This window comes from Fibrisoma limi BUZ 3, from assembly GCF_000296815.2.
In the GTDB taxonomy this organism is placed as follows: Bacteria; Bacteroidota; Bacteroidia; order Cytophagales; family Spirosomataceae; genus Fibrisoma; species Fibrisoma limi.
The window spans coordinates 117,224-143,845 of sequence record NC_019017.1; the positions used below are offsets into that span (position 1 = coordinate 117,224).

Genomic DNA, 26,622 nt, shown 5'->3' on the forward strand with positions numbered 1-26,622 from the left:
GTGTAGCTAATTCGCTTCCCGACTTCGCCAATGGCTGAAGAAGCGAGTTGGAACTAGAAATTGTATCCTAATCCACCTCCGAAGGTCTTGTAACGCGTGTCATAGTCGGTGTGAAGAAACAGATTCTTGGTAAGGGTGTATTGCAGTTCCACGTGTGCTCGCAGATAACTATTGACCAGCCACTGTGCCTGATATTGGAAGTCAAGCCTGGGAAACAGACTTTGCTGACCACTCAGTTGAAACCGGACGTTGCCCCGTGTATCTACTTTAACCTCCGATTGAATTAGGAACGGCAACATATATCGGACACCAGCTACAGCCCTAACAATGCGCCGACTGCCAATGGGCTGCCCCCCCTCCTCAGGACGTACCACACGTAGAAACTCTTCATTACCGCCGTCAATACCGGCAAATACCCGGAACCAGTCGCCGAAGTATCGTTCGTAATCCAGATCGAACTCGAACCGATTGGTTCGCCAGTCGTGATCACCGCCAGCGACAATCGCGTTTTTGTTATTGGAGACGTTTAAGGCAAAATAGTTGAGGGGGTAACCCGGTTGTAGGTAGCCCCATACGAAGGGCTGGTTATCGCGCATGTCACGCAGGTGCAGCTTCTGAATCTGGGCGATGGATGAGTCGGGTTGGTCGCTATAGCTGACCACACGAGCCATGCCGCTGAGCATGTGGTACAGCAGGTGGCAGTGAAAGAACCAGTCCTTTTCATCGTCGGCCATGAACTCAATGGTGACGCTTTCCATGGGCGATACGTTAACCGTATGCTTCAAGGGTGAGTACTGTCCCTTCCCGTTGAGCACCCGAAAGTAATGGCCGTGCAGGTGAATGGGGTGCATCATCATCGTGTTGTTCATCATGCGAATACGCACGATTTCACCGCGCCGAATCTGAATCATGTCAGCCCGCGACAGGGGCTGTCCGTTGAAGCCCCAGATGTAGCGAAACATGTTGCCCGTTAGGGTGAGCGGAATTTCACGGATGGGGTGATTAGCCGGAAAAACAATCGGCTCGGGAGACTTGAGAATGCTGTAGTCAATGGTGTTTTGTTCGTCCATCATGCTCATGCCGTGGTCCGCCCCGTCCGCCGACGCATCGGCCATATCCCCGTGGTTCATGCCCTTCATTCCGGCCATACCCCCGGACTGTCTGCGATTCGACCGGCCCGCTGATGCGGGTTCGGTCCTGTTCATCTGGCTGTGGTCCATGCCTACCATATGATCCGGCTTTTTACCGTCCGTTTGCGTGGCAGGCATCGAATCCGCACTAATGGCCATTTTACTATGATCCATGCCGGGCATGGGTGAATGATCCATTTGCCCGTGGTCCATTCCTGTCATGTCCATTTTACCATCTTTGGCTGGATTCATGTCGCCCATGTTCATACCACTATGATCCATGCCCGCCATTGATCCGGCCGATTTTGATGACTTAGTAGTGTTTTTGGCCGCAGTCGGCTTCTTCGCTGCCGGCTTTCCGCCCATATCCATCCGGCTATGGTCCATTCCAGCCATTGACGCCTGTTTCTGGGGTTTAGTCCCGGTTGGCTTGGATGGCTCCATCTGCATCTGACTATGGTCCATGGCGCCCATGTCTGCTGCTTTCGGGGTCGGTTTTGGGGCATCCGTAGGGTGTTGGCTGGGTACATGATTCATTCCGGTCATATTGTGCATCATCGGGCCGTTCATCTCTACGTTTGCCTGGGCCGTTGTGTCGGCACGTCCCATACGCATAGAACCCATACCCATGCCTCCCATACGGCTCATGTTCGCCGTCAGCTTGTAGAGATCAGGGCGGGGTATGGTCGGGGCGTAGTGAACCAGGCCACTACCCAGCAGGGCCGATGCATAACCGGAACCATCCTGAGCCGTTGCCCGTATCTCGAAGGCACCCCCTTGGGGCACCGTAAGTAGAAAATCATACGTTTCGGCAATGGCAATCAGCCGACGGTCAACGTCCACAGGCTGAACGTCCAACCCGTCGGCTGCAATCAATTTGAGGGAACCGCCCGCAAAGTTCACATGAAAATAGGTCGAAGCGGAGGCATTGATGACCCGCAGTCGAACGGTCTGGCCAGGCTTGATCTCCGGGTGACGAGTGGTGTCTTTACCGTTGATCAGAAACCGTTCGTAGTAGACGTCCGAAATATCCATCGGGGCCATTTTCATCATGGACTGGCGTAGATAAGCCCCTACGGCTTTGTGCCGGATGATGCGGTTAAGTGACTGGACGTTACCTTTTTTAATGGAATACCACTCGTTGCGCCGTTTTAGGTTTTTCAAAATGTAAGCCGGGTTTTCATTGGTCCAGTCCGACAGCAACAGCACCAGATCATGGTCGACTTTATGGGTGATTCGCTGAGGCTGAATAACGATTGATCCGTATACGCCAACCTGTTCCTGATAGCGGGTATGCGAGTGGAACCAATACGTACCTGACTGCACCAGCGGGTACTCGAATGTGTAGGTATCACCGGCATGAATGGGGGGCGTATTTAAGTAAGAAACCCCATCCTGTTTATTGGGAAGCAGTAGACCGTGCCAGTGCAACGAGGTTTCTGTCTTTAATTTATTGTGAACGCGTATTACGGCTACATCCCCTTCGGTAAACCGCATGGTTGGGCCTGGAATGCCGCCATTGATGGTCATCGCCTTGGTTGGCTTGCCGGTAATGTTAACCGTTTGTTCGTCAATGACCAGGTCGTAGGTTATCCGTTTACCGGTTAATTTTACCTTCGCCGACGCCTGCGGCCGGGAAACAGGTAAGGTTGTTCTGACCGCGGAAAAGTTCGACTTATCGGGGTCATACGGTTTATCAGTAGCCTGGTCAGTTGCAGCCGGGGTGTGTTGCTGATGCTGGGCGTATGCCGTTGACAGCAGGAGCGTAGAAACGACGACCGAAAGAATATTGAAATGTTTCATTGGTAAAATCTTAACTCAGCTATAAGCAATAAACTAAAATGCGGCCCCACAGGATAGTAAGGCCGCTTGTAAAATTGTACTCAGTGGTTGCGAAACTTTTGGCCGATGATTTCAATGGGTTTATCGTTTATCTAACTCAGCCAGTTTTTCCTTCATCTGTTCAATTTCCTTTTCCTGTGAGGTGATAATATCCTCCTTTAACTTCTTAAGTTCAGGATCGGTCAGGTTAGCCTCTTTGGCCATCAGGATTGCTGAAGCGTGGTGCGGAATCATAGACTTGGCAAATTCTTTGTCGCCAACCGCGCCCTGCCGTCGGATGAGTAAAAAGAAACCCACTAAAGCAAGGGCACTAACGGCGATAATCAGGGCATTCCGTCGCTTATCCATGTACATGGCCGACATGACCAGAACTTCGATAATAATCATGGGCATGGTCATCAGGCCAGCCATGTAAAATTGGTTGACGTTGGGGATGACGTTGGCAAACCGGTCAACCATCGAGTACATCAGAATATACATGGATATAAAGGACAGTACGACCATGATAGCCAATCTCCCATAGGGCCGTCCGTGGGACATGGAATGTCCTTGTTGCCTAGGCTGTGCGTGTGCAGTGTGTTGCTTGTGAGCTTCCATACGTTGATTTGTTAGGTATATCTATAACAAATAAGCCGCCCGATTAGATGAACGGGCGGCTTATAAGATTTGAATTGATTTTTACGAAACTTTTGGCAATCAAAGGTGAGTAGTAGGTTCTGCCTGATAGCCCGCTCGCTTTACCGCTTCCTGAATTTCCTGGCCAATCCGGTTATCGGTTGTCTGGACAGTCAGAATTTTGTCGGCACTGTCTGTATCTACATTCCATCCGTCAATGTGGGCAACACTTGGGATGTTATTCAGAAAGGGCGTCACGGCCGCCACACATCGACTGCATTGGATGTTCGTCTTGAAATTGAGCGTTTCCATAAGCGTTGCTATTTTTGTGACTTTGCCTTATTAACCACTGGAATGGCTTACAGTTTCGCCGAACGCAACCGCAAACTATTCGTTACGACCGACACCGAGCTGAGCGCCATGGCCGCTCCGGCAATCATTGGATTCAGTAAGAAGCCGTTAACCGGATATAACAGACCGGCCGCGATAGGAATGCCAATGACGTTGTAGATGAACGCCCAGAACAGGTTCTGCCGGATGGCCTGCACCGTTTTCCTCGACAATTGCAAGGCTTTGGGTACGCTCTTTAGATCCGAGGTAATGAGCGTCATCTTGGCGACATCCATGGCAATGTCAGAACCGCGGCCCATCGCTATACTGACGTCAGCCTGCGCCAGTGCCTGCGAATCGTTGATGCCGTCGCCGATCATGGCCACCACCTTGCCCTGCGCTTGCAGTTCCTGCACGAAAGCCGCTTTATCAGCGGGTAGGGCTTCGGCCCGGTAGTCACTGACACCAACCGCTTTCGCCACAGCTTGTGCGGTTTGCTGATTATCACCAGTCATCATGTAAACGGCAATGCCTCGCTTTCTCAGCGTGTGAATGGCTTCACGGGAGGTATGTTTCACCGGATCGGCAATGGCCATCACCGCCAGAATGCGCGTTTGATCGGCGAAATACACTACCGTTTTCGCTGCCTCCTGCCAGTCGGTCGCCAGCTTCTGTACGGTAGGGGTAATCCTAAGTCCTTGTTCAGCCAGCAACCGGGCATTGCCCACGACATAGGTATTGTTCTGGTAGCGGCCCGAAACGCCCCGGCCCGTCAGGCTTTCGAATCCCACGAGAACCGAGCCGACAACACCGTCGGCCCGTAGCCGCTCGACCACCGCATCAGCCAGCGGGTGTTCAGACCGGGCTTCCAGGGCGTAGAGTACGGGCGAAAGGTTAGGGATCTCCCCATCACTTACCTGCCAGGCCAGATCCGTCACGGTGGGTTTGCCTTCGGTAATGGTGCCGGTTTTGTCCAGCACGACCGCATTAACCTTGTAGCCCAGCTCCAGACTTTCGGCGTCTTTGATGAGGATGTTGTTGTCGGCTCCTTTGCCAACACCGACCATGATGGCTGTAGGCGTGGCCAAGCCCAGCGCGCAGGGGCAGGCAATCACCAGCACCGTTACCGAAGTCAGTAAGGCGTGCGTGAACGCATTTTCTCCGCCAAACAGCATCCAGGCCGCAAACGTCAGGATGGCTATGCCAATCACGACGGGCACGAAGATACCCGCAATCTTGTCCACTAATTTCTGCACCGGGGCCTTGCTGCCCTGGGCCTCCTGCACCATGCGAATAATCTGCGCCAGCACGGTTTCACCGCCGACTTTCCGAGCCGTAAAGCGGAACGACCCTTTCTGGTTGATCGTACCGGCAAAGACAGATTCACCGGTCCGTTTGGCCACCGGAATGGCTTCACCCGAAATCATGCTTTCATCCACGTACGACTCACCCGATTCGACGACCCCATCGACTGGAATTTTCTCACCCGGTCGCACGACGATGATCTGACCAACGCGTACCTGAGCAATGGGCAATTCACGTTCAACCGAATGCGGCCCGGCACCTTCCTCGACGATCCGGACCGTTTTCGGCTGCAAGCCCATTAACTTTTTAAGGGCCGACGACGTGTTTGATTTGGCGCGCTCTTCCAGCAGCTTACCCAGCGAGATAAAGGCAATGACTACCGCAGCGGCTTCAAAGTACACGTGCGGATGCAACCCGCGGCTGTGCCAGAATTCGGGATAGAGCGTATTGAAGGCACTGAACAGAAAGGCAATGCCGGTGGATAGAGCCACCAGCGTATCCATGTTGGCCTTGCCGTGTCGTGCCTGTTTGTACGCGTTGATAAAATAAGACCGGCCCAACCAGAAAACGACTGGTGCCGATAGGGCCATCATGATGTAGTTGCCATAAGGCATGTCCATAAAGAACATACCGATAATCACCACGGGAAGGGAGAGAATGGCCGCCCAGATGGTCCGTTGCTTAACGGCTTCGTAATGACGCTGCTGGGCCTCCTGTTGAACCTGTTGGGGGTCTTCCGCATCCACCACTAAATCATAGCCGATGGATTGCACCACTTGCTGCATTCCTTGCGGGGTAATGGCTTTAGGATCATACTCAACCGCAACGGATTGGTTGGCGTAATTGACGGCCGCTTTTGCCACGCCGGGCGTGTTGTTTAGCATCGACTCGACGCTAACGGCGCAGGCCGCGCAGGTCATCTCCAGCACCGGAAACGTTTGGCGGGTTATTGCTCCGCCCGGTCGAATAGGCTTTTCTAAGGCGGAACTCGCTGCATTTACCATGACTGATAATTTTTTATTTTAGGCAAAGTTCGCCACAGTGGAGGCCGAATCCGTTACACAATTGCCCGCTTTGCTTGTAAAATTGTTTACGCCTTCTGTTGCTGAAGCACCTGCTTTTCGTGCCGGATTGTGCGAAAGTAACTCGGTGACAAACCCGTCAGGCGTTTGAATTGATTGGACAGATGGGAGACGCTGCTGAATCCCGTCTGATAGGCAATTTCAGTGAGGGGTAGATCGGTATAAACTAATAGTTCCTTGACTTTATCTAACCGCCGTTCAATGATGTATCGTTCGAGCGTTTGCCCCTCGCTGGTAGAAAATAAAGCACTTAACGAATCGTAATTTGCGTTTAACTCCGCCGACAGAAAGTCAGAAAATTTGCTTTTCTGGTCACCCGGATATGTCCGGTTCAGCATCTGTTCAATAAGTGCTTTGATGCGCTTGACAAGCGCTACTTTCACATCCGTCAGTAACGAAAAGCCTTGCTTCTCCAAGACGGCTTTGATCGACTCTACTTGGTCTATAGAAAGGTGTTCACGTACCCGAACATGTCCCAATCGTACGTCGGTTACGGTCAATCCAAGCCCTTTCAGTTCGCGACGGACCACATCGATACACCGGGCGCAAACCATTCCCCGGATCGCGAGTGATGTTTCATCAGCAGATACTGTTGGGCTTGACGTTGTCATGCTTTGTCCATGGAGCATTGTACTATAGGAATAAACAACCGAAAACAAAACAAAGCTATCCGAGCCTGCCCGGTTTCTCTTGCAAGATTGCCGCTAATTTCTTACAGAATTTTTGGAAGTGACCCACAATGGGCTATGTAACAAACTATGGTTACCTTTCTACGGTTAGTTTAACACCTCTAACTCCAAAACGGATGAGACACCAACATCGTTACATACTGCACGGACTAACGACAGCGGAGCAAGCCCAGGCCGTCGAAAAAGCCCTGCATCAACAGCCAACTATCCTGGAAGTACACGTAACGGCTGATCCACCTGAAGTGGTATTAACGGTGGATGAACATCCGTCTGTAGATGATTTACAGCGGTTTGTGTCGCAAGTGGGCAGATTTCACGTAATGGAAGTGAACCATTCGGCCGACGCCGGTCATCAGGAGCCTGAACACCAGCACAGCCACCCAACCCCGTCAGGAACTATCCACGCAGACAATTTACCCATGCACCCGATGGATCACGGGAGTCATCCACAGTCCGTTACGTCACTGAATACAGATGAAGAGGCTCCGGCCGAACAACAGGCCTTACAACATATCGGACATGACGGCCACAGCGGAACCATGAACCCCAACAACCATCAGGGTGGGGTTGGTATGGACCACGGGGCAACGGACCACAGCCGGATGAATCACGCGGGAATGGATCACGGTAAGATGGGCCATGGTAAAGAAGGACACGGCGTTCACGATCACGGTGCGATGATCGCCGACTTTCTGCGTCGGTTCTGGGTGTGTATGCTCTTATCCGTTCCGGTTGTGGCCCTATCGATGATGTTTCAGGAAGTGGCCGGCTATCATCTGGATTTTCCCTACCGGGAACCGCTGGTTGTCATGCTGGCCAGCATTATCTACGTCTACGGGGGCTGGCCGTTTTTGACGGGCATGATCGGGGAATTACGTACCCGACAGCCCGGCATGATGACCTTAGTGGCTGTTGCTATTACGGCCGCCTATGCCTACAGCGTGGCTGTCTCGGTTGGCTGGCTGCGTGGCATGGATTTCTTCTGGGAACTGGCAACGCTGATCGACATCATGCTGCTGGGCCATTACTTAGAAATGAAATCTGTCGCCGGGGCCTCACGGTCGCTGGAACTGATCGTGCAGATGCTGCCCGCTGATGCCCACAAAGTGACCGGTACTACCCTCTTGGATGTGAAGGTAAACGCACTCAATATAAACGATGTGGTTCTGGTACGCCCCGGCGAACGAATTCCTACCGATGGGACGGTCATAGAAGGGGAAAGTGCTGTGAACGAAAGCATGCTGACGGGCGAAAGTGTACCGGTCCAGAAAGCGGTCAACGACACGGTTATTGCCGGGGCCGTCAATGGCGAAGGATCGCTTAAAGTTCGGGTGACGCACAAGGGCGAAGACAGCTACCTAAACAAGGTAGTCAAGATGGTGGAAGAAGCCCAGAACGCCAAATCACAAACCCAAACGCTGGCCGACCGGGCTGCGGGGTGGTTAACGCTCCTCTCATTAACCGTTGGGCTATTAACGCTCGTCGTCTGGCTGGTGGGTGGTCGCGACGTGTCGTTTGCCGTGGAGCGTATGGTCACCGTGATGGTTACGGCCTGTCCGCATGCCTTGGGCGTCGCCATTCCGTTGGTGGTGGCCATCTCTACCGCTATCTCCGCCCAGAAAGGCCTGCTGATTCGGAACCGAACGGCTTTTGAAGAAGCCCGCAAAATCACGGCCATGGTTTTCGACAAAACCGGCACGCTAACCGAAGGCGAGTTTGGCGTAACTCGGGTGCAGGTACTGGACCGTAATACGGACGAAACGGCGCTCTTACGAACGGTAGCGGCACTGGAGCAGTCTTCCCAGCATCCCATTGCGCAGGGCATTGTCCGGGAGGCTAAGCTCCGCCAGTTGGCGATGCCCGCCATTAGCGACTTTCAATCCATCACGGGTAAGGGCGTGTCAGCGACGGTCGACAGTCGGCGAGTGGTAGTCGTTAGTCCGGGATATTTGAAGGAAAAAGGTATTGAGCAGCCTCAGGACGCCTTTGGCAGCGGGGCTGAAACAGTGGTGTTCGTCTTAATCGATGAAAAGCTGACGGGGTATATTGCCCTGGCGGATAAGATTCGGGCTGACTCGAAGGAAGCTGTCGAGCGGTTGCAGCAGTCGGGCATCAAAGTGTACATGGCCACGGGCGACAATCAGAAAGTGGCTGACGCGGTGGCTAAGGAATTGGGTTTAGACGGCGTCTATGCCGAGGTGCTGCCCGACCAGAAGGTGAACGTGGTGAAGGATCTGCAACAACAAGGGCAGTTTGTCGCCATGACTGGTGACGGAGTAAACGACGCCCCTGCTTTGGCGCAGGCAAACGTGGGGATTGCCGTAGGCTCCGGCACGGACGTAGCCGCCGAAACGGCCGACATCATCTTAGTCAACAGCCGCCCCACCGACATCACCAACTTAGTCGAGTTTGGCAAGGCGACCTACCGCAAGATGATTCAGAACCTGTTATGGGCTACAGGCTACAACGTAGTGGCCATACCGCTGGCAGCCGGGGTGCTGTACCCCAATTTCGTCCTCAGCCCGGCCATCGGGGCAGTGCTAATGAGCGCAAGCACGGTGATTGTGGCCCTGAACGCGCAGTTGCTGAAGCGAAGCTTACGTTATAACGATGAATAAACATACTTACCCAGAAAAGGCTTAGTTGTTGCTTGGAGTACATTCAGTAAGCAAGCCTGTTTCGTACACGTCTAACCGTAGGCTCAGCTTCATCCACGCACTGACATCAACCGGGTAGGGGTGAGCGTCAAGTTTGGGATGGTCCGCCACAGCGGTAAAATCCTAATACGATACACTTAATACATTGAAAGGGATTGGTTCGTAGTCGAACCTTTTTTTTATGCCTCGTTCTAATCAGCTCACAACTTGATTCCAGCCGTCACGTAAAAATAACGTGCGTCGGTAGGCAAAATGCCCGGCCCCGAATAGCAGCCCGCCCGCCGGGTGAAATACCGTTCGTCGGTCAGATTATTGATGCCCCCTTTCAGAAAATAGCCGTTCATCCGCAGTGTGGCAAATACGTCTACGACCTAATAAGCAGGAATCGGTCCCGATTGGGCATTGGCCTTAGCCACTTCTGTGTTGTTCGCAACGCTGTAAGCGTTGCCAACCCGGTTGAGCAGAGCCGTCAAGGTAAACGTTCGTTTGCCCGTCAAACTGACCGATCAATTATTGATAAAGACGGCTCAAAACACCCAAAAAATTAATCCCGCAGCTGCCGTCCGTCAACTAATGTATGTTATAGCGGGGTTGAGTTGTCGATAATGAGCCATTTGTTTAATGTATTCTATCTGGGTTATAAGAGAAATAAACGTTTACAACTTCTCCACTTCTTTTTACAGAATTTTTGGATCGTAGTGACGCCCAAACGACCCGCAAGTCTCTATTTATAGACTTTTGTAGATTGTTCTCACTCATGCGATTCAGACAATTACTCTTATTGTTAACCCTAACCTGCCTGTTATGGAGCTGTAGCGAATCGTCAGGTAACCAGCAAGCGACGCCGTCAAAGGTGAAGCCAACGGCAATCTATCATGATGGTCAATCCTACCAATTGCTACGCTACGGCAAACCTTACTTCATTAAAGGGGCGGGCGGGGTGAGTTATCTCGAAGAGCTGAAAGCGCGGGGCGGTAACTCGGTGCGTATCTGGGATGATCTGGAAGCCGGTCCCATCTTGGATAAGGCGCAGTCCTTAGGCCTAACGGTGTTGTTTGGCATCTGGGTGGAGCGCGAGATGGAAGGCTTTGATTACCACAATCAGGTAGCTGTTGATCAGCAGTACGCGCTGATCCGTAAAATCGTACTCAAGTACCGCAACCACCCCGCCCTGTTAATGTGGTGCGTGGGCAACGAATGGGCAATGGAAGCGGATAATTTTCGGGTGTATGATGAGGTCAACCGTATTGCCAGTCTAATCCATGAACTGGACCCTGACCATCCGGTAACCACCGTCATCTCACCCGATAACGCCCGCGCCATCTGGCTGGTTCGAAAACGGTGTCCAGCCATCGACGTCCTGGCGTTTAACTCCTACGCTCTAACCGAAAAGCTGTCGCAATTTCTACAGGATGGAGGCTGGACCAAACCTTATCTAATTTCTGAATACGGAGCCCAGGCCTACTGGGAAACGCCAATGACCCCCTGGCAGGACCCCATCGAGCCAACCAGCCAGCAGAAGTACGAGTACGTCCATCGAATCTACCGGCAATACATCGGCTCCCGGCCCCCGAACTGCCTCGGTTCGTATCTGTTTTACTGGGACTTTAAGCAGGAGGAAACCCATACCTGGTTCAACGTGTATGATCAGGAGGGCCGGTCCACTTCGCTGGCTGATCTGATGCAATACTTCTGGACCGGCAAGCAGCCACCCAATCAGGCTCCGACTATGCAGCGCCTGCTTGTCGATGGGCGGCCCATTCTCTACCAGTCGTATTCGTCTGCTTCCGGCCTTCACCGGGCGCAGGTACTGACAACGGACCCCGAAGGTGATTCGCTTACCTATCACTGGGAGATCAAACGCCGGGCTAAAAACTCGGCGGATTACGTCGGCACACCGCTACCCGCATTAGAAGGCTTGATTACCAGCTCAACAGGTCCTTCCATTACGTTTAGATTGCCCACAAAGCCAGGCTCTTACCGACTGTTCGCCCATGCCTACGATACGCATCGGCACGTGGCAACGGCCAACTTTGTCTTTGAGGTAACCGCTAAACAGTAATACAAACTAACCACTACTTACTGACCGAAATGACCATGAAGTGGCCCACCTTTACGGACCCTGCCCCCAACGAACACTACACCTTTGCCAATACACCACCGGATAAGTGGCCTTTACGGGTGCTCATTGTGATTGGAGTAGGATTAATGGCCGCGTTTGTGGGGGTGTATCTCCAGCCCGCTAACCAGGGGTATTCCTGGCTGTTCGGGCTGTTAACCGTCTCGGTCGTCTTTAAACTGGCACGATTACTTCACGAATGGTACCACTACTGGAACGTGGTCGCTCCAAGCCCGCCAGCGGTTACCCGAAGCTGGACGGTGGATGTACTCACTACTTATTGCCCGGGGGAGCCTTACGACATGGTCCTGAATACCCTTCGCGCTATTCAGGCCATGCCTTACCCGCACACGACCTACCTCTGCGACGAAGCCAATGATCCATACCTGAAAGAGCAGTGCGACCGGCTGGGCGTTCGACACGTAACCCGGACGGTGAAGAAACAGGCCAAAGCCGGCAACATCAACAACGCCCTGGAGCAGGCCACGGGTGAAATTTGTTTGATCATCGACCCGGACCACGTACCGGTACCCAACTTTTTAGATCAGGTCCTGCCTTACTTTGAGGACCCTGCCGTTGGCTTTGTCCAGTGCGTACAGGGCTACTACAACCGCAAAGAAAGCGTAGTAGCCTTCGGGGCAACCGAGCAAACGTACAGCTTTTACGGGCCGATGATGACGGGCATGGGTACTTACGGCACCGCGCAGGCCATTGGCGCCAACTGTACGTTTCGACGCGCTGCGCTGGACTCAATTGGTGGCCACGCCGATGGACTGTCGGAGGATATGCACACGGCAATGCGATTACACGCCAAAGGCTGGCAGTCGGTGTATGTGCCCTTGCCGTTATCCTACGGGCTGGTGCCCGCGACGCTGTCGGCTTATTACAAACAGCAGCTCAAGTGGTCCAGGGGAACCTTTGAACTCTTACTCACCACTTTCCCCAACGTATTCAGGGGGCTGTCCTGGCGACAGCGACTGCATTATGGTACCCTACCCTTCTATTACCTCTTGGGCGTCGTTCAACTGATCGATCTGCTGATTCCTATCGCATCATTAGTCATGATGCAACTGCCGCTTCATCTGGATCTTCCCTTGTTTGCGCTGGTCTACCTGCCTCTGCTGGCCACGGGTTTCCTGATCCGGCAATACGCCCAGCGCTGGTTGATTGAGCGCCATGAAGCCGGTTTTCACTTAGTCGGGGGCTTGCTGGCCAGTGGCACCTGGTGGATTTACGGGCTGGGGTTTGTCTACACCCTTCTCCGGGTCAAAGTCCCTTACATACCGACGCCTAAAGACGACCAGCCCCGCAACAACTTCCTCTTGATCCTACCGAATTTGCTGATGGGTTTAGCCTCCGTTGCCGCGGTTGGCTATAGCATCTATATCTACGGCCGCTTCGCCCACAGCAACATTTACTCCCGCATGATGATTGGTTTTGCCTTACTGAACGCAGTAATCATGGGCCTTAATGTGCTGATCGGACAAGAAAAATTGCTGTTGGGAGTCAGTAAGCTGACCAGGCGTTTGTTACTACATCGATCGGCGATCTGGGGGGTGCGGATTGCCGCCTGGAAGGTCCGCTATGGATTCTACTCCTGGCTAAGCGTATCGGCTATTCCGTTGTTTGGTGGAGTGTTACTCCTGACTTCCGCCATGACCATCTATACGTACCAGGAACGCGCTATGGAGCTACCCCGCCATATTCGCTATGCCAACACGCAGCCGTTCTACGTGGGCAGCGAGCCCTCCACCCAAGGAGTAACTGCTTGGTCTTTCCTACCACCATCCGGCCCTCAACTAGTGCCGCAGCACATCACCTGGACATTGGACACTGACTCGCTGGCAATGCGTTTAGACGAGCAAGAGTCAACCCGTCGAATTCCCCTGTTATATCTTGAACCAGCACCCATTCAGACTAACCAGGAGCGGGCCATGCTGGCCTTCTTTCAAGCGATGCTCAAGGGGCAGCATGATTTGGTGCTTGGCCGTTTTGCCGAGACTCTAAAACGCTATAAGCGCCCTGTACTGGTGAGTTTCGTGCCCGAGTTTGATCAGCCTGAACACCCTTGGGGGGTACAACAGGAAGCTTCGCTGCTGCTCTACGGGCGGGCCTGGCAGTACTTCGTTCAGTTCTGTCAGCAACGGAAAGTCGACAACGTCGCCTGGCTTTGGCAACCAGCTACTCCTTCGTCCATCACGGATTATTACCCGGGTGAAGCGTATGTGGATTGGCTCGGCCTGTCCATCGTAGATAATTTGGCTAAAGCCCCCGGCGAAGGCGGCTGGTCGTTTGCCTCATTGTATCAGATTCCCCGTAACACGGTGCGGGTCCATCGGTCATACAGCATCCGGCAGAAACCGATCTTACTGACCAATTTTGGCCTAGTAGCGGGACGTCCGCAATCAACGGGCTGGATTCACCAGGCCCTGACTATGATCCGGGAGCGCTACCCGGAAGTGCGCGGAGTGGTGATGGCTGATTTGCCTCTTGAGCAAACTATGGGAACCTCCCTCAAGGATTAACTGGACCGTGTACCCGGATTAGCTGTTGGTCAATTCGGTTTTGGCTTCCAGCAGGATTCTCAAACGTCGTTCCAGATCCGGGATTGACACCAGAACGTCTTCCAGGATAGCCCGTCTATCCTCCTTAACGTCAGTTCCCTGACAATAGGCCGAGTAGCGAAGGCCCAACAGGGTACATAAATACAAGAAGTAATCTGGTACGTAGTTTGCCGAAAACAACTCGACTAAATGCGTGCCGGGTTGACACCAAATCACGTTGGTAAACGAGGCTCCATGCGGCCCTATGATAAAGGAGGCATTGGCATAGATTGATACCTGTTCAACTATAGACCTTGGCTTATCCTCGATTGTAACAAAGCCGAATTGTTGCAGCATCTGGATAAGTTCGTCTTCGTTGACAATCCGGCGACCACCCTGGCGACTAATATAAATTCGGCTTTGTTTAGTAGCTCCAATCGATACGCGGCCTTGAATGTGTTTCTTTAACGCCATAATATCGAGACTACTTGGATAAACAATGTTATCAGTATTGCCCATTACACATCGTTTACTGTTAACGCTGGTGTAACGGCTATTGATTATCTGTTCATTTTTAAATCCCAACAGGGCTAAAATATCGTGCTCATAGGCAGTATCTAACAGCGGATAGGCAACTACTGATTCGGCAAAAACAGCGTCACCAACGGCATCTTTGATTCGGCAAAGTTTAGCCGCAATAGTAATGATATAATCAAAATAACCCCGGTATCGAATACCCCCGTATTCTGGATTGCGGGGCCTTACTTCGTGAAAGTAATGACTCCAGGGCGCAATTAATGTTTCGACTTCGCGGGTTTGCCGGAATCGTCTCTCAATGAATCGGCGGTAAAAATCGTGATCTATATCCGCCGATAGAATGGTGTTCTTAATTCGGATACTACCACAAGGCAGCTGGGCTATTTTCTGGCCCGGCTGTTCATACAACCAAACATACGTGGGCGAATACTGAGCCTCTTTAGGATGAAATAAAACCTTATGGGCATCAACTAAATCAGTAACGGTTGGCAGGGCAAGCTGACCCCCCGGTTTATCAATGACCAGAAAAGAGCTTAAGAAAGCGTTCGTCTGCTCCCTTCTTTGAACACTGAAAGCAAATTTTTCAAGTGCCTGCTTGACGCGCGGACCGAGTACTCGTTTAATGCTCTCCTGAATAGCTTGGGGTGTGGTTAATTGATGTTTCATTGTTTGTTCGTAAGAGGAAGGCTCTTCCTTGGCCAGTAAACAGGGTTATCAAGTCTTGTAACATAGGATAAAGCGCCACAAACAAGAATCAATCTGTTAAACCGAATCACCAATCGGCAAGGATGCGTTGGTATTCAGTTTCATGTAATTGGTATAATTACTTTATTTTACATAGCGTATGTTTTGGTTTAACCAAATCAGGTTTTTTCTAACATTCTATACACGCTACTTTGACACTGCTTCTATTTTTTCTTCGCAGTACTCTGTGAAAGAACGAAACCTATCCAGGATTAATAAAACAATATTTATTAAGCGTTAATGTCGGCTCTATATTGATAAACAACTATATATTTTATCGAAAATACAAAAACGTTTGGCTTGTAAAATTATAGGCAACCTTTACAAAATTTATTAGTAGCCCCAAACAGTATACTGCGTACATGGGTTAGAACGAATACAAACAGGCGACGTTGCTGGTTGCTTAATCGCCTGTTTTTGTTTATTGAATCGTTTCTTTGGTCTCTCCGCAGGTCAGCATCTGATCCCCGTAGTACGGATTACGAATAGGCTTCTTATCACTTAGCCAGTAGGCACCCTTGTTGTTCTGGGCCATGGGGCAGAACTGCCGGTACACCGGTTTGTCGGTAACCCCAAACGCTTTCACGCTGCGGTACAGGCCATCCTCAAACTGAGCCAGGGCTGTTCGCTGCTGTTCCAAGTCACCGGACGTTTGAATTGTCTTTAACGCCTGGTTCATGGTTTGCAGATGGGTCATCCATTCCTGGTGAGCTGGCCCTTTAAGAAGCCGCATATCCACAGCATTGAGGGCCTTCTCAACCGATTGAGCTGTCCGTTTAGTCTCCACCGGATTTGAGGCCACAAACGCTTCAGTAAGCGTAAGCGAAGCCTCATAGACGCCCGTCAGTTGCTTGGTAAAAGCAACCGGGGCGATATAGCTTTTCGGTGCGGAATCTGCCACGGGCCGGTTCGCCGGTGCGGAAGGATTGCTTTCCATGGCGGGAGTTGATTTTACGCCGTCGTCTTGAACCTCCGCCGTAATTGGGTTGATGCCCTTTTTTAATATCAACTCACTATAAAGCAAATACGCCCCCGACATGGCAACGGACTCGTCGCCGTTTAAGCCTTCCGTGATCGTCACCTGTTGATCCGTTTCGGTTCCAGTTTTCACCCGGCGGGGCTGAAACGTGGCCGTACCCGTCTGAACAAACACGACCGCGCCGTCGCCGGCCCGCACGACGGCATCGACCGGTAAGGTAAGACCACGCTGTACCCCGTGCCGCAGTAATACCCTGGCTTGCTGGCCGGGCTGAAAGCGTCCGCCCGGATTGGGCATCACGGCTCGCATCACCAGCACCTGGCTACCCGACCGGTATTCGGGATTAATAAAGGTAACCCGTGCCGTTTGGCTCGGCCCTCCTTCATAGCCCACCACCTGGACAGGAATCCGGTCGCCGACCTTCACATGCCGGGCTTCGCCCGCGTACAATTCCGCTTCCACCCAAAGCTGACTCAGATTGACGAGCCGATATAGCAAGGCTCCTTCGCCCACATACTGTCCTTCGCTGGCGGTAATTTCGGTGACGGTGCCACCGGCCGGGGCGACAAACGGAATGCGCGTCTGTACCTGCCGGGTTTTGGCTACCTGAGCGACCTGTTCGGCCGTCATGCCGTAAAGCCGAAGTTTCTGCTCGGCGGCCCGGCGGAACTGCTCGTAACGTGACTCCTTGAGTTCCTCAGCCTGCCGGAGGGCAAGCAAGTACTCCTGCTGCTGGGTGAGCAGCGGTTCGCTGTACATTTCGTAGAGCACCTGACCTTTGCGGATCGGCTGACCGATTTCCTTTACATACAACCGCTCAATACGGCCGGCTACGCGGCTGCTGATGACATCCGTCTGCTGCTCATCGGCGGCCAGCCGGGCGTTCAAAACAGTGCTGTTGCCGATGCTACCGGTTGATACGGACTGAACCATCACGTTGGCTAATTGCATCTGACTTGGGCTGAGCATGATTTCCGTAGCTTTTTCGCCGGTCTTAGCCACCGGTACTAAGTCCATGCTGCAAATAGGGCAGGTTCCCGGTGCGGCCTGAACGATTTGCGGGTGCATCGGGCAGGTATACGTCGTCCCACCCTCGTCGTTAGGGGCGTGGTTGTGGCCCGAATGGTCATGGTCATGGGCGGCTACCTGCGTTGAATCCTTTTTTTTCGTGGTGGCCTTCCCTCCCGATTGGCAAGCCGCATTCAGCAGCACCAGCAGGGCCCAGGAGCCGTACGCGGCCCGGCGGAGTACCGCCCACCCGGATATCCATCGTCTAATCATGGCTGTTGCTTCGCGTTTGATACGTTGACGAAACTTTCACTATCAATTAAAAACTGTGCATTGCGGGCGACAGTCTGCCCGGGGCTTAAACCGCCCGTGATGACAACGTAGCCGTCGGCCTGGGCTCCGGTCTGGACCCGAACGGGCAGGAACGTATTAGGGGCTTGCTGCTGCACCAAGGCTACCTGCTGATTGCCCAAATCCAGCACGGCTGAGGCTGGTAGCCAAAGGCCGTTTACACCGGGTCGCCGAAGCGTGGCGCGTACGAGTTGGCCAACCCGAATGTCCCGACTGCCCGGCAGGTAAGCCCGTATGGTCACGAATTGGCCATTGCCCTCAATGAAGGGAACTACAAAGCTTACCCGGGCTGAACGGGGCGTCTGGCCAGTCTGATCAAACGAAATGGTTAGCGCGTCACCCGGCTTAATCCCGGCCGCGTCGCGGGCGTACAAGCGGAATTCAGCCCACAACCGGCTGGAATTGACGATCCGAAACAGGGTTTGCCCCGACTGAACGTATTGGCCCTCCCGCAAAAGCAGTGAACCGCCGACCGATCCGTCACCCATGGTCGGGGTCGGCATGGAAGCCGAACGCGGCCCGAACGTAACTTCATCCGTGGTGGCCGAAGCTCCGCCACCACCCATGCCTCCGCTCATACCCCCGCCAGAAGCGGCACTTGGGGTCATCTCCCCCGTCGCCGGTGATTGGGCCACAGGAGCAACGGCGGACGTTTCGACGACGTAGCCATCGTAGGGACTGTAAACGGCCAGCGAATAACTGGGCTTGCGAGTCCGCACCAACTCCTTAATTTGCTCATCGGTAACCCCCAATAGCCGAAGTTTCTGTTTGGCCGATGTAATCAACTGGGCATTATCCGCATCAGCTTCCAGTACATACAACAGTTCGCGCTGGGCCGTGACCATGTCGGGGCTGTATAGTTCAAGCAGTTTTTGCCCTTTACGAATAGATTGATATTGATACCGTACGTACAGCTTCTCTACCCGGCCACCGAACCGGGCCGGAATGGTATAGAGCCGTCGGGTATCGTAGGTAACAATGCCATTCGCCTGTGTTTGAATGGTCTGACTACGCTGCTGAGGCTGTACTGTGCCAATGTTGGCAACGACCACTGCGTTGGTTGGTTTCAGCAGCGCTTTCAACTCCGCATCAACGGCTAAACTGTCCCCCCCCATGGACGCTTTTTTCACCAGATCCATCCCGCAAATGGGGCAGGAGCCCGGTTCGTCCTGCACAATCTGAGGGTGCATCGGGCAGGTATATGCTGCTTCGGCTGTGGTGTGGCCATGGCCTTCATGGCCCGCTACGTTCGGATTAGCGGGTGCTGTAGACTCCTTATTTTCCGTGCCCCGGTCACAGCCCATCAGCAGCGTAATGGCCAGCAGTCCGCCAATTGCTTTATTTCTCCAGTTCGCGTTCATAGCTAACAATCATTCGGTAATAATCGCCAAGTCGCGTCAGGTAATCCATCTGCGTCATGTTCAGCGTTTCCCAGGCGTCAATCACCATGGGTAATTCCCCCTTGTTTTGCTCGTAAGCAATCAATTGGGTATCATAATTCTTACGTAGGGTGGGGATTACCCGCCGTTCATAATTGTCCAGTTGCGTTCGCATGGTCTTAATGTCGGTCAGCATCTGGGCCACCATGCCCTGGGTCTCGACGAGCATGCCTTCCCGCTCGTAGCGCATAGCTTCGATATCCAGTTGCATACCCTTGATTTCAGCTTTATACATCTGCGAGGCCCAGGGTACAATCGGAATGGAAATCATACCCATCAGGGTGAACTGCGTGGGCATCATGCTCTTCACCCCCGAGAACGGTTGCATGTGGTCGAAGCGAAGGCGGAAATCGGGACGGGCCTGGGCTTTCTGCGCTTCAATGCCCGCCTGCATACTTAAGATTTTCCGGTCCATCCGCCGAATATCTGAACGGACTGAGCCAATCTCGTCGGTCGTCGGTAAGACCTGAGTGGGTGCTGCCGGTCGATAAGTTGTATCAATACGGAATGCTTCGTTTGTCGGGCGGTTCATCAGCGTATTCAATCCTATCTGTTTACGTGCGATCTCAGCATCGGTCATCGTGACCATGTTGTCGAGTTCGTACAACCGCCCTTCCGCCTTATACACGTTACTCAGACTGCCCTGTTGATAAGGGTAGCGGATGTCGGCCAGCCGTTTCATCAGTTGCAGAATACGCCGGTTTTCGGCCAGCACCCCCCGCCGTTTTTCCAGCACCAGCCAATCGAAATACAACTGCTTAGCGTCGGCGCGGAGCCGGTTAAGCGTAACGCCCCGCCCCGCTTGTTCCACATCCGCTTTCGACTGCTGAAAGATTCGCGTGGCCCGCTGTTTAGCAGGGTTTGGTATATCCTGCTCAACCGAAATCATTCCGTAGCCCCGGTCTCGCTCATCCATCACCATCTGCATGGGATACGGAGCCATGAATGTACCGACGCCTACCATCGGAGCCATCCAGCTGCGCGCTCCTTCGGCGTAGGCGCGGGCCGCTGCCGCCCGGCTCCCAAAAGGTTTTAATAAGGGATTGTTCTGGTCGATACGCGCCAGTACGCTATCTAATGGGAACACGCGGTCTGGCGTGACGCGGTCTGGCGTGACCCGGTCTGGCGTGACCGCATCGGCGGACCGCCGGTCTGGCAGGCCCTGACCAAAGCCTATATGAGTCGTGAGGCAAATGAGCGCGGGCAGCAGCCGCTTAGTGCGAGGCCTCCAGGACATCCAGCTTACCAAATTTTTTAAGTTCATATTCTTTTGTCATTAAAAAAATCAGGGGCGTCACTAGCAATATATGGGTCGATGAAGTTAGTACCCCTCCAATCATAGGTAGTACAATGGGCAACATCACGTCGCTACCCACCCCACTGGCCCACAGTACCGGTACCAAGCCGAACAGGGCCACCGATACGGTCATGATCTTAGGCCGGAGCCGCTTAGCCGCGCCGTTGATGACGTACTCTTTTAACTCCTCCCGCGTAATGGTTTCGCGGGAGTTACCTCGTTTGGCGACCAATTGCTTCATGGCATCGTTGAGGTAGATGACCATGACGACGCCCGTTTCGACCGCAATACCGAACAGCGCGATAAAGCCCACGGCTACCGCTACCGACAGGTTTACCCCGTAGAAATAGACCATGTACGCCCCACCGATAAGGGCGAAGGGAATGGTAATCAGGCTCAGGAACGCTTCCCGCGCCGAACCAAACGCCAGATAGAGCGACAGAAAGATGACGACCAGCACAATCGGCGCAATCAACAGCAGCGTCTGCTGCCCCCGAATCAGGTTTTCGTACTGCCCACTCCATTCCAGAAAATAGCCGTTAGGTAGCTTCAGTTCACGTCCCACTTTGTCGATGGCTTCCTGCACGGTGCTGCCCAGATCGCGGTCGCGCACGTTGAACATCACCGCTCCGCGCAACAGGGCGTTGTCGGAGGTAATCATGGGTGGGCCATCCTCAAACTTGACGGTGGCTACCGCCGAGAGCGGAATGGTACCGAAAGCCGCCGTGGCAATCGGAATGCGCCGAATGCGCTCAATACTATTCCGATAATCCTGCGCCAGCCGCACGTTGATCGAGAATCGTCGACGCCCTTCGATGGTCTGCCCGATGGGCGAGCCGCCGATGGCCGATTCGACCACGCCGTTCACCTCGTCCACGCTTAACCCGTAACGGCCCAGCGCGTCGCGGTTAACGTCTACTGTCAGGTATTTGCCGCCCGTGACCGGCTCGACGTAGAGGTCTTTCACGCCCGGCACCCCGTTGAGCACCGCCTTGACCTGCTCCGAGACAGCGTAAATGCTGTCGAGCGATTGCCCGTGTACCTTGATGCCCACGTCGGTACGGATGCCCGTAGCCAACATGTTGATCCGGTTAATGATGGGCTGCGTCCAGCCGTTGACCACCCCAGGAATCTGGAGTTTGGCGTCGAGTTCGTTGATAAGGTCTTTCTTGGTGATGCCCTTGCGCCATTCCGACTTAGGCTTGAGCATAATGATCGTTTCAATCATGCTGATGGGCGAGTTGTCCGTTGCGGTCGAAGCCCGGCCCGCCTTGCCCAATACCTTATCCACTTCCGGCACCGACTTAATCAGCTTATCCTGCACCTGCAAAATCCGCTTGGCTTCGGCGTTCGATACGTCGGGGAGCGTAACGGGCATGAATAGGATGCTTTGCTCGTCTAAAGGCGGCATAAATTCCGACCCTAAGCTCAGCAGCATGGGTACGCTCACCGCCAGGGCCAGGATGTTGATGCCGATGGTGGTCTTGCGCCAGCGCATCACCCAGCGGATGATTGGTTCATACACCCGCTCTAACGCGCGGTTGATCGGGTTGGCGTGGTCGTCCTTGAAGCGGCCCTTCATGAACAAGGACAGCATAACCGGGGCCAGCGTAACGACCAGCAGGGCATCGACCAGCAGAATGAACGTTTTAGTCCAGGCCAGCGGGTGAAACAGCTTGCCTTCCTGCCCGGTTAGCAGAAACACGGGCAAAAAGGAGGTGATGATGATGATGGTCGAGTAAAACACCCCCCGCGAGACCTGAATGCTGGACCGCTCGATGATGGCCAGCCGTTCTTCTTCGGGTATTTCGGTATAGTTTTTAGGGCGGTTAAACCATCCCTTACTAGTTTTCCACATGATTATAGGCGGGTTTGTGGAACAGGTTTTGCCTGTCCGTTTTGTCCGTTTACACCCGTTACAGAACCGTTCTGCTGATCGTTAGCGCTTACGGCTCCATGGCTCGAACCCCTCGTCTGAGCGGTTAATTCGGCCTGCCGTACCGCCAGATTCTTGTAGGCGTTCTCGGCCATGATGATGCCATTATCGACGATCACGCCAATGGCCAGGGCAATGCCCGTCAGCGACATGATGTTGGAAGAAATGTCGAAGGCGTTGAGCAGGATGAAGCTCGTGGCGATGGTAATGGGTATCTGAATGATGATGCTGACGGCTGAACGCCAATGCAACAGAAAGATAATCACCACCAGTGAGACGACAACCATCTCTTCGATCAACGTGTGCTGAATGGACGCCACCGACTCCTGAATCAGCCCGCTGCGGTCATAAACAAGGTTGAACTTCATACCTTCGGGCAGGCCTCTGGCCACCTCTTCCATTTTCTTTTTGACGTTGCCAATCACTTCGTCGGCGTTCTCCCCGTAGCGCATGACGACAATGCCCCCAACGGCCTCCCCTTGCCCGTTGAGGTCAAAGATGCCCAGGCGAGTCTCCCCCGTCATCTGGACGGTGGCCACGTCGGCCACGCGCACGGGTACGCTATTCAACGTCTTCAGCGGAATGTTCTGAATCTGCTCGACGGATTGCAGGTAGCCCGTTGTTTTGATGATGTAGCCGATGCCGCTGAGTTCGAACTTGCGCCCCCCGGCTTCGTTGTTATTGGCGCGGATCGCCCCAATGACCTGCGGCACCGAGAGCCCATAATACGTGAGCTTGTTGGGGTCAAGCGTCACCTGGTACTGCTTTTGAAACCCGCCGAATGACGCAATTTCAGCTACGCCGGGTACGTTTTGGAGGCCAAACTTAACGTACCAGTCCTGCACGGCCCGCTGCTCACCGAGATCCATGCCGGGCGCGTCGAGTGTGTACCAGAGAATATGCCCCACGCCGGTTCCGTCGGGGCCGAGCGTGGGCGATACGCCACCCGGCAGCAACCGGGCTGCGTAGTTCAATCGCTCCAGTACCCGCTCGCGAGCCCAGTACACCTCCGTGTCGTCATTGAAGATGACGTAGACGAAACTCATGCCGAACATCGACGTGCCCCGTACGTACTTCACCTGGGGCAGCCCCTGAAGGTTCGTCACCAGCGGGTAGGTGATCTGGTCTTCGATGAGCTGCGGGGAGCGGCCCATCCACTCGGTAAAGACGATCACCTGATTCTCCGACAGGTCGGGAATCGCGTCGATCTTGCTGGTTTGAACGGAGTAAACACCCCAACCGAAGAGGCCAGCGGCAATCATCAGAACCAGAAACCGGTTTCGAATTGAAAATTTGATGAGAGACTCAATCATCAGAATACGTTTTATAAAGTATTGATTAGTCGCGTATAGTATAGAACCGATCAACCAGTCAAACAGCTTGATAACGCCGTCACTGGTCAAGTTTTAAATCAAAAAGAGATAGGGTAATCAAATAAGGAGGACGCGTAAACGCAGAAAAACGTCGCGCTCAAAGGGTAAAGACGCATAGGTATTCAGGCGTCGTTTACCTATTTGGTGGGCATCGTTAAGATAATGCTGGAGCCACCGATGATACACGCGAAGGGCAGGAGTTGATGCGTTGTCCAGATCGTCAATTGGCGCTACGGCTGCTCGAACCGACGCCGTGCTAACTACAGGTGAAGATGACGAGCAGGGCATCACCGGGCACGGGGTATCGGAAGCCGTGGTTTTTTCGGCGTCAGATGTCACCGGGCAACAGCAGGAGCAGCTTAAAGCCTGACGATCATGGCAGGATTTGGTTTGAGCAGGACGAAAGCCCGAAAGCACTACCGTTAGCCAGAGTACCCAGGTAATTAATCCTATGTGTTTGCTTGTCCGCACCAATGATCGTTTCTATCAAAACAAACTATACGCAAAAGTAGTGCTAAAGACCAAGAGCTTACTTATAAGATTTCCCCTAATTTTTTACAAAATCATAGGAATTGCCCACTTCATACAACTAGTCAAATTCGTCTTGCAATGTCCAATAAGTGAACTAACCTGGCTGAATCTAATTTAGGTTTCGTCCTGAAATGTGAACGGGCGTACTACTACGTCCGCAGATAAAGGATAGCCACTACATAACAGCACTTGCCCACGGGCTAATTCATCATTCGTAAGTATATGGTTCCGTGCCAATTCGACCTGGCCCGATACCAACTGTGATCGGCAAGTACCGCACTGGGCCTGCCGGCAGGAATAAGGCAGGGGCAATCCAGCCCGTAAGCCGGCTTCTAAGATGTTTTGACCCGTCGGGACAAGCAGCGGCTGATCAATCCCATAAAGCTTAACGACTACTGTTTGCTCAGAAAGATGACCGAAGTCAATGGCGGAGCTTACGCCCGTTTCCGGCACAAAGAAGTATTCCATAAACACGTTTTCCTTGGGCACGTTCATCGTGTGAAGCGTGTTCATCGCTAATTCCATTAAACCAAAGGGGCCGCAGATGTAGTACTCCACCGGCAGATTTATGGCCGCGCGTGCTGCGCTCAGCAATTTTTTAAGCAGTAACTTGTTGAGCGTTCCTTTGACGGCAATCAAGGATACGTTCTCGTCCGGTACCCCTTCATATTCATCAAGGGTGTAAAAAAATCGCAACCGCTCGCCGAACTGACGTTTAAGCTGATCGAGTTGATCACGAAAAATAATGGATGACCAACTTCGATTGGCGTAGATAAGGGTTACCATTGAACCGGATTCACCATGTAAAATGCTACGGGCGATTGAATAAAAGGGCGTAATACCGCTCCCACCCGCGATCAACACCAAATGCCGACGAGTACAGGCATTAGGCATCGTGAAGAAATCACCCAGCGGCTCTGAGATATGAAGCTGCAGGCCAGGCTTAGCCTGTTCTACCAAATAAGCGGACATGGTACCGCCAGCCACTCGCTTCACCGTAATCGCCAGTAGTTTGTCAACAAAGGGAGCGGTACAGAAGGAGTAGGTCCGGGTAATTACTTCTCCGTTGACGTTGGCAGTTATGGCTATGTGCTGGCCGGGGTAATAGATAAAGTGTTTATCCGGCCGCTCAAAGTAGAGCGTTACTGAGTCGGGCGTAGGATGACTGACATGGGTGATGGTTATAAGTGCTTCCATGATCGATGATGGGTTCTACTGAGGGCAAAATTAGAGTTGTCCAACTCGCCCTTTTTATAGAATTGCCGCTTATTCTTGCAGAATTAAAAGAAGAGGCCATCCTACACAATCGGTAGGATGGCCTCTAAACCAATTTATTTAACCACTTTGTCAGTTGAGCGGTTCAGCTTTATAGCCCGCATCTTCCACCGCCTTTTTTATTTGAGCGGCAGAAACACCCTCGGCCACAACAGTCAGCACTTTCTCGGGAGTAGCCGTATCTACTTCCCAGTTGTCCTCTCCGGCAACTTCGTTGAGAAAGGGAGTAGCCTTTGCCACGCAGCCACCGCATTTAATGTTAGTTTTGAACTTTACGGCTTCCATGAGCTAATGAATTATCGGTTTAATTACTACTTGTTAACGGAGCAAAATTAAGTTGCCACCCTTCGATTCCACTTACATAATTACCCCAGGAATTTGTAACATTAGGAAAAATAGGACCGGCCGGTAGTAATCTTCCACCCGTTTAGAAACGACCGCCCCTGGCAACTCAATCGGCCTCAGCGTTGGCATAACGCATGGCTGAAGCGCACAACGTGTTCGACATTGACTTTACCAGTGTTAGCCTAACCTGCTGGAACCAACGCACCGTTTCGGCAACTCCCCCTTTCATAGGCCTCGAAGGACGCGCTATTCATTAGCCAGATGGAGTGTTGTCTGGTAAGCTGGTACAAGACATTGAGGGGAAAATTTCATTACCTGCCCATTGCCCATCAACACGTAAGCCGTTTCACTGCTGACCAACCCGATTGACGTTTTCTTGTGCGAGCGTAACGCAATTAGCAAACCTGACTGGTTAAACCAGGGGTGTTCTTCATCGTAAACCCGTACTGACTGCCCAAGGTGGCTTCCAAGTTCCTGTATTGTCATTAATGCTCG

At 52.9% G+C, this 26,622-nt stretch carries 17 protein-coding genes; 3 read left to right on the forward strand and 14 right to left on the reverse strand.

All coding sequences use genetic code 11. The features are described 5' to 3' along the window. Positions 1 to 53: 53 nt before the first annotated feature. The 5 genes from BN8_RS31170 to BN8_RS31190 all read right to left on the reverse strand — a co-directional run bounded on the left by BN8_RS31170 (position 54) and on the right by BN8_RS31190 (position 6,915). Complete coding sequence (locus tag BN8_RS31170; protein WP_015056977.1) at positions 54 to 2,933, reverse strand: multicopper oxidase domain-containing protein; 2,880 nt, start codon at positions 2,931 to 2,933, stop codon at positions 54 to 56. Positions 2,934 to 3,053: 120 nt separating this feature from the next. Next, positions 3,054 to 3,569 (reverse strand): DUF305 domain-containing protein, encoded by a 516-nt coding sequence (locus tag BN8_RS31175; RefSeq protein ID WP_083882561.1) that lies wholly within the window; start codon positions 3,567 to 3,569, stop codon positions 3,054 to 3,056. Positions 3,570 to 3,668: 99 nt separating this feature from the next. Next, the gene (locus BN8_RS31180; protein WP_015056979.1) at positions 3,669 to 3,899 is read right to left on the reverse strand and encodes a heavy-metal-associated domain-containing protein; all 231 of its coding nucleotides are present in this window, start codon (positions 3,897 to 3,899) and stop codon (positions 3,669 to 3,671) included. A gap of 47 nt (positions 3,900 to 3,946) precedes the next feature. Next, positions 3,947 to 6,226 (reverse strand): heavy metal translocating P-type ATPase, encoded by a 2,280-nt coding sequence (locus tag BN8_RS31185; protein WP_015056980.1) that lies wholly within the window; start codon positions 6,224 to 6,226, stop codon positions 3,947 to 3,949. Between the two features lie 86 nt (positions 6,227 to 6,312). Next, the gene (locus BN8_RS31190; RefSeq protein WP_051041179.1) at positions 6,313 to 6,915 is read right to left on the reverse strand and encodes a helix-turn-helix domain-containing protein; all 603 of its coding nucleotides are present in this window, start codon (positions 6,913 to 6,915) and stop codon (positions 6,313 to 6,315) included. 506 nt (positions 6,916 to 7,421) lie between these two features. Here BN8_RS31190 and BN8_RS31195 point away from each other — a divergent pair. Next, entirely contained in the window at positions 7,422 to 9,611 is a 2,190-nt protein-coding gene (locus BN8_RS31195; RefSeq protein ID WP_040007293.1) for a heavy metal translocating P-type ATPase, read from the forward strand. A gap of 239 nt (positions 9,612 to 9,850) precedes the next feature. Here BN8_RS31195 and BN8_RS33475 read toward each other — a convergent pair whose 3' ends face one another. Beyond that, the gene (locus BN8_RS33475; protein WP_015056983.1) at positions 9,851 to 9,994 is read right to left on the reverse strand and encodes an iron complex outermembrane receptor protein; all 144 of its coding nucleotides are present in this window, start codon (positions 9,992 to 9,994) and stop codon (positions 9,851 to 9,853) included. Positions 9,995 to 10,503: 509 nt separating this feature from the next. Between BN8_RS33475 and BN8_RS31200 the strand changes: the two genes are divergently transcribed. Together BN8_RS31200 and BN8_RS31205 are read left to right on the forward strand one after the other, a co-directional pair. Continuing rightward, the gene (locus BN8_RS31200) at positions 10,504 to 11,712 is read left to right on the forward strand and encodes a glycoside hydrolase family 2 TIM barrel-domain containing protein (protein ID WP_229368500.1); all 1,209 of its coding nucleotides are present in this window, start codon (positions 10,504 to 10,506) and stop codon (positions 11,710 to 11,712) included. Between the two features lie 35 nt (positions 11,713 to 11,747). Further along, entirely contained in the window at positions 11,748 to 14,294 is a 2,547-nt protein-coding gene (locus BN8_RS31205; RefSeq protein WP_051041182.1) for a glycosyltransferase family 2 protein, read from the forward strand. Between the two features lie 18 nt (positions 14,295 to 14,312). Here the strand turns inward: BN8_RS31205 and BN8_RS31210 are convergent, their stop codons facing one another. From BN8_RS31210 to BN8_RS31250, 8 genes are all read right to left on the reverse strand, one after another. After that, positions 14,313 to 15,515 (reverse strand): glycosyltransferase family 61 protein, encoded by a 1,203-nt coding sequence (locus BN8_RS31210; RefSeq protein WP_015056988.1) that lies wholly within the window; start codon positions 15,513 to 15,515, stop codon positions 14,313 to 14,315. Positions 15,516 to 16,014: 499 nt separating this feature from the next. Beyond that, complete coding sequence (locus BN8_RS31215) at positions 16,015 to 17,853, reverse strand: efflux RND transporter periplasmic adaptor subunit (RefSeq protein ID WP_015056989.1); 1,839 nt, start codon at positions 17,851 to 17,853, stop codon at positions 16,015 to 16,017. After that, positions 17,850 to 19,292 carry a heavy metal-binding domain-containing protein gene (locus BN8_RS31220; protein ID WP_015056990.1) on the reverse strand — a complete coding sequence of 481 codons (1,443 nt, stop codon included), beginning with the start codon at positions 19,290 to 19,292 and terminating at the stop codon, positions 17,850 to 17,852. Before BN8_RS31220 ends, BN8_RS31215 begins: the two co-directional genes overlap by 4 nt. After that, on the reverse strand, positions 19,270 to 20,607 hold the full coding sequence (locus BN8_RS31225) for a TolC family protein (RefSeq protein WP_083882562.1): 1,338 nt from the start codon (positions 20,605 to 20,607) through the stop codon (positions 19,270 to 19,272). The genes BN8_RS31220 and BN8_RS31225 overlap by 23 nt, the downstream gene beginning before the upstream one ends. Continuing rightward, positions 20,585 to 22,525: an efflux RND transporter permease subunit gene (locus BN8_RS31230; RefSeq protein ID WP_015056992.1), complete on the reverse strand. Its 1,941-nt coding sequence runs from the start codon at positions 22,523 to 22,525 to the stop codon at positions 20,585 to 20,587. The genes BN8_RS31225 and BN8_RS31230 overlap by 23 nt, the downstream gene beginning before the upstream one ends. 2 nt (positions 22,526 to 22,527) lie before the next feature. Continuing rightward, on the reverse strand, positions 22,528 to 23,916 hold the full coding sequence (locus tag BN8_RS31235) for an efflux RND transporter permease subunit (RefSeq protein WP_051041183.1): 1,389 nt from the start codon (positions 23,914 to 23,916) through the stop codon (positions 22,528 to 22,530). 705 nt (positions 23,917 to 24,621) lie between these two features. After that, entirely contained in the window at positions 24,622 to 25,704 is a 1,083-nt protein-coding gene (locus tag BN8_RS31245) for a ferredoxin--NADP reductase (RefSeq protein WP_040007257.1), read from the reverse strand. Between the two features lie 150 nt (positions 25,705 to 25,854). After that, complete coding sequence (locus BN8_RS31250) at positions 25,855 to 26,067, reverse strand: heavy-metal-associated domain-containing protein (protein ID WP_015056996.1); 213 nt, start codon at positions 26,065 to 26,067, stop codon at positions 25,855 to 25,857. Positions 26,068 to 26,622: the final 555 nt, after the last annotated feature.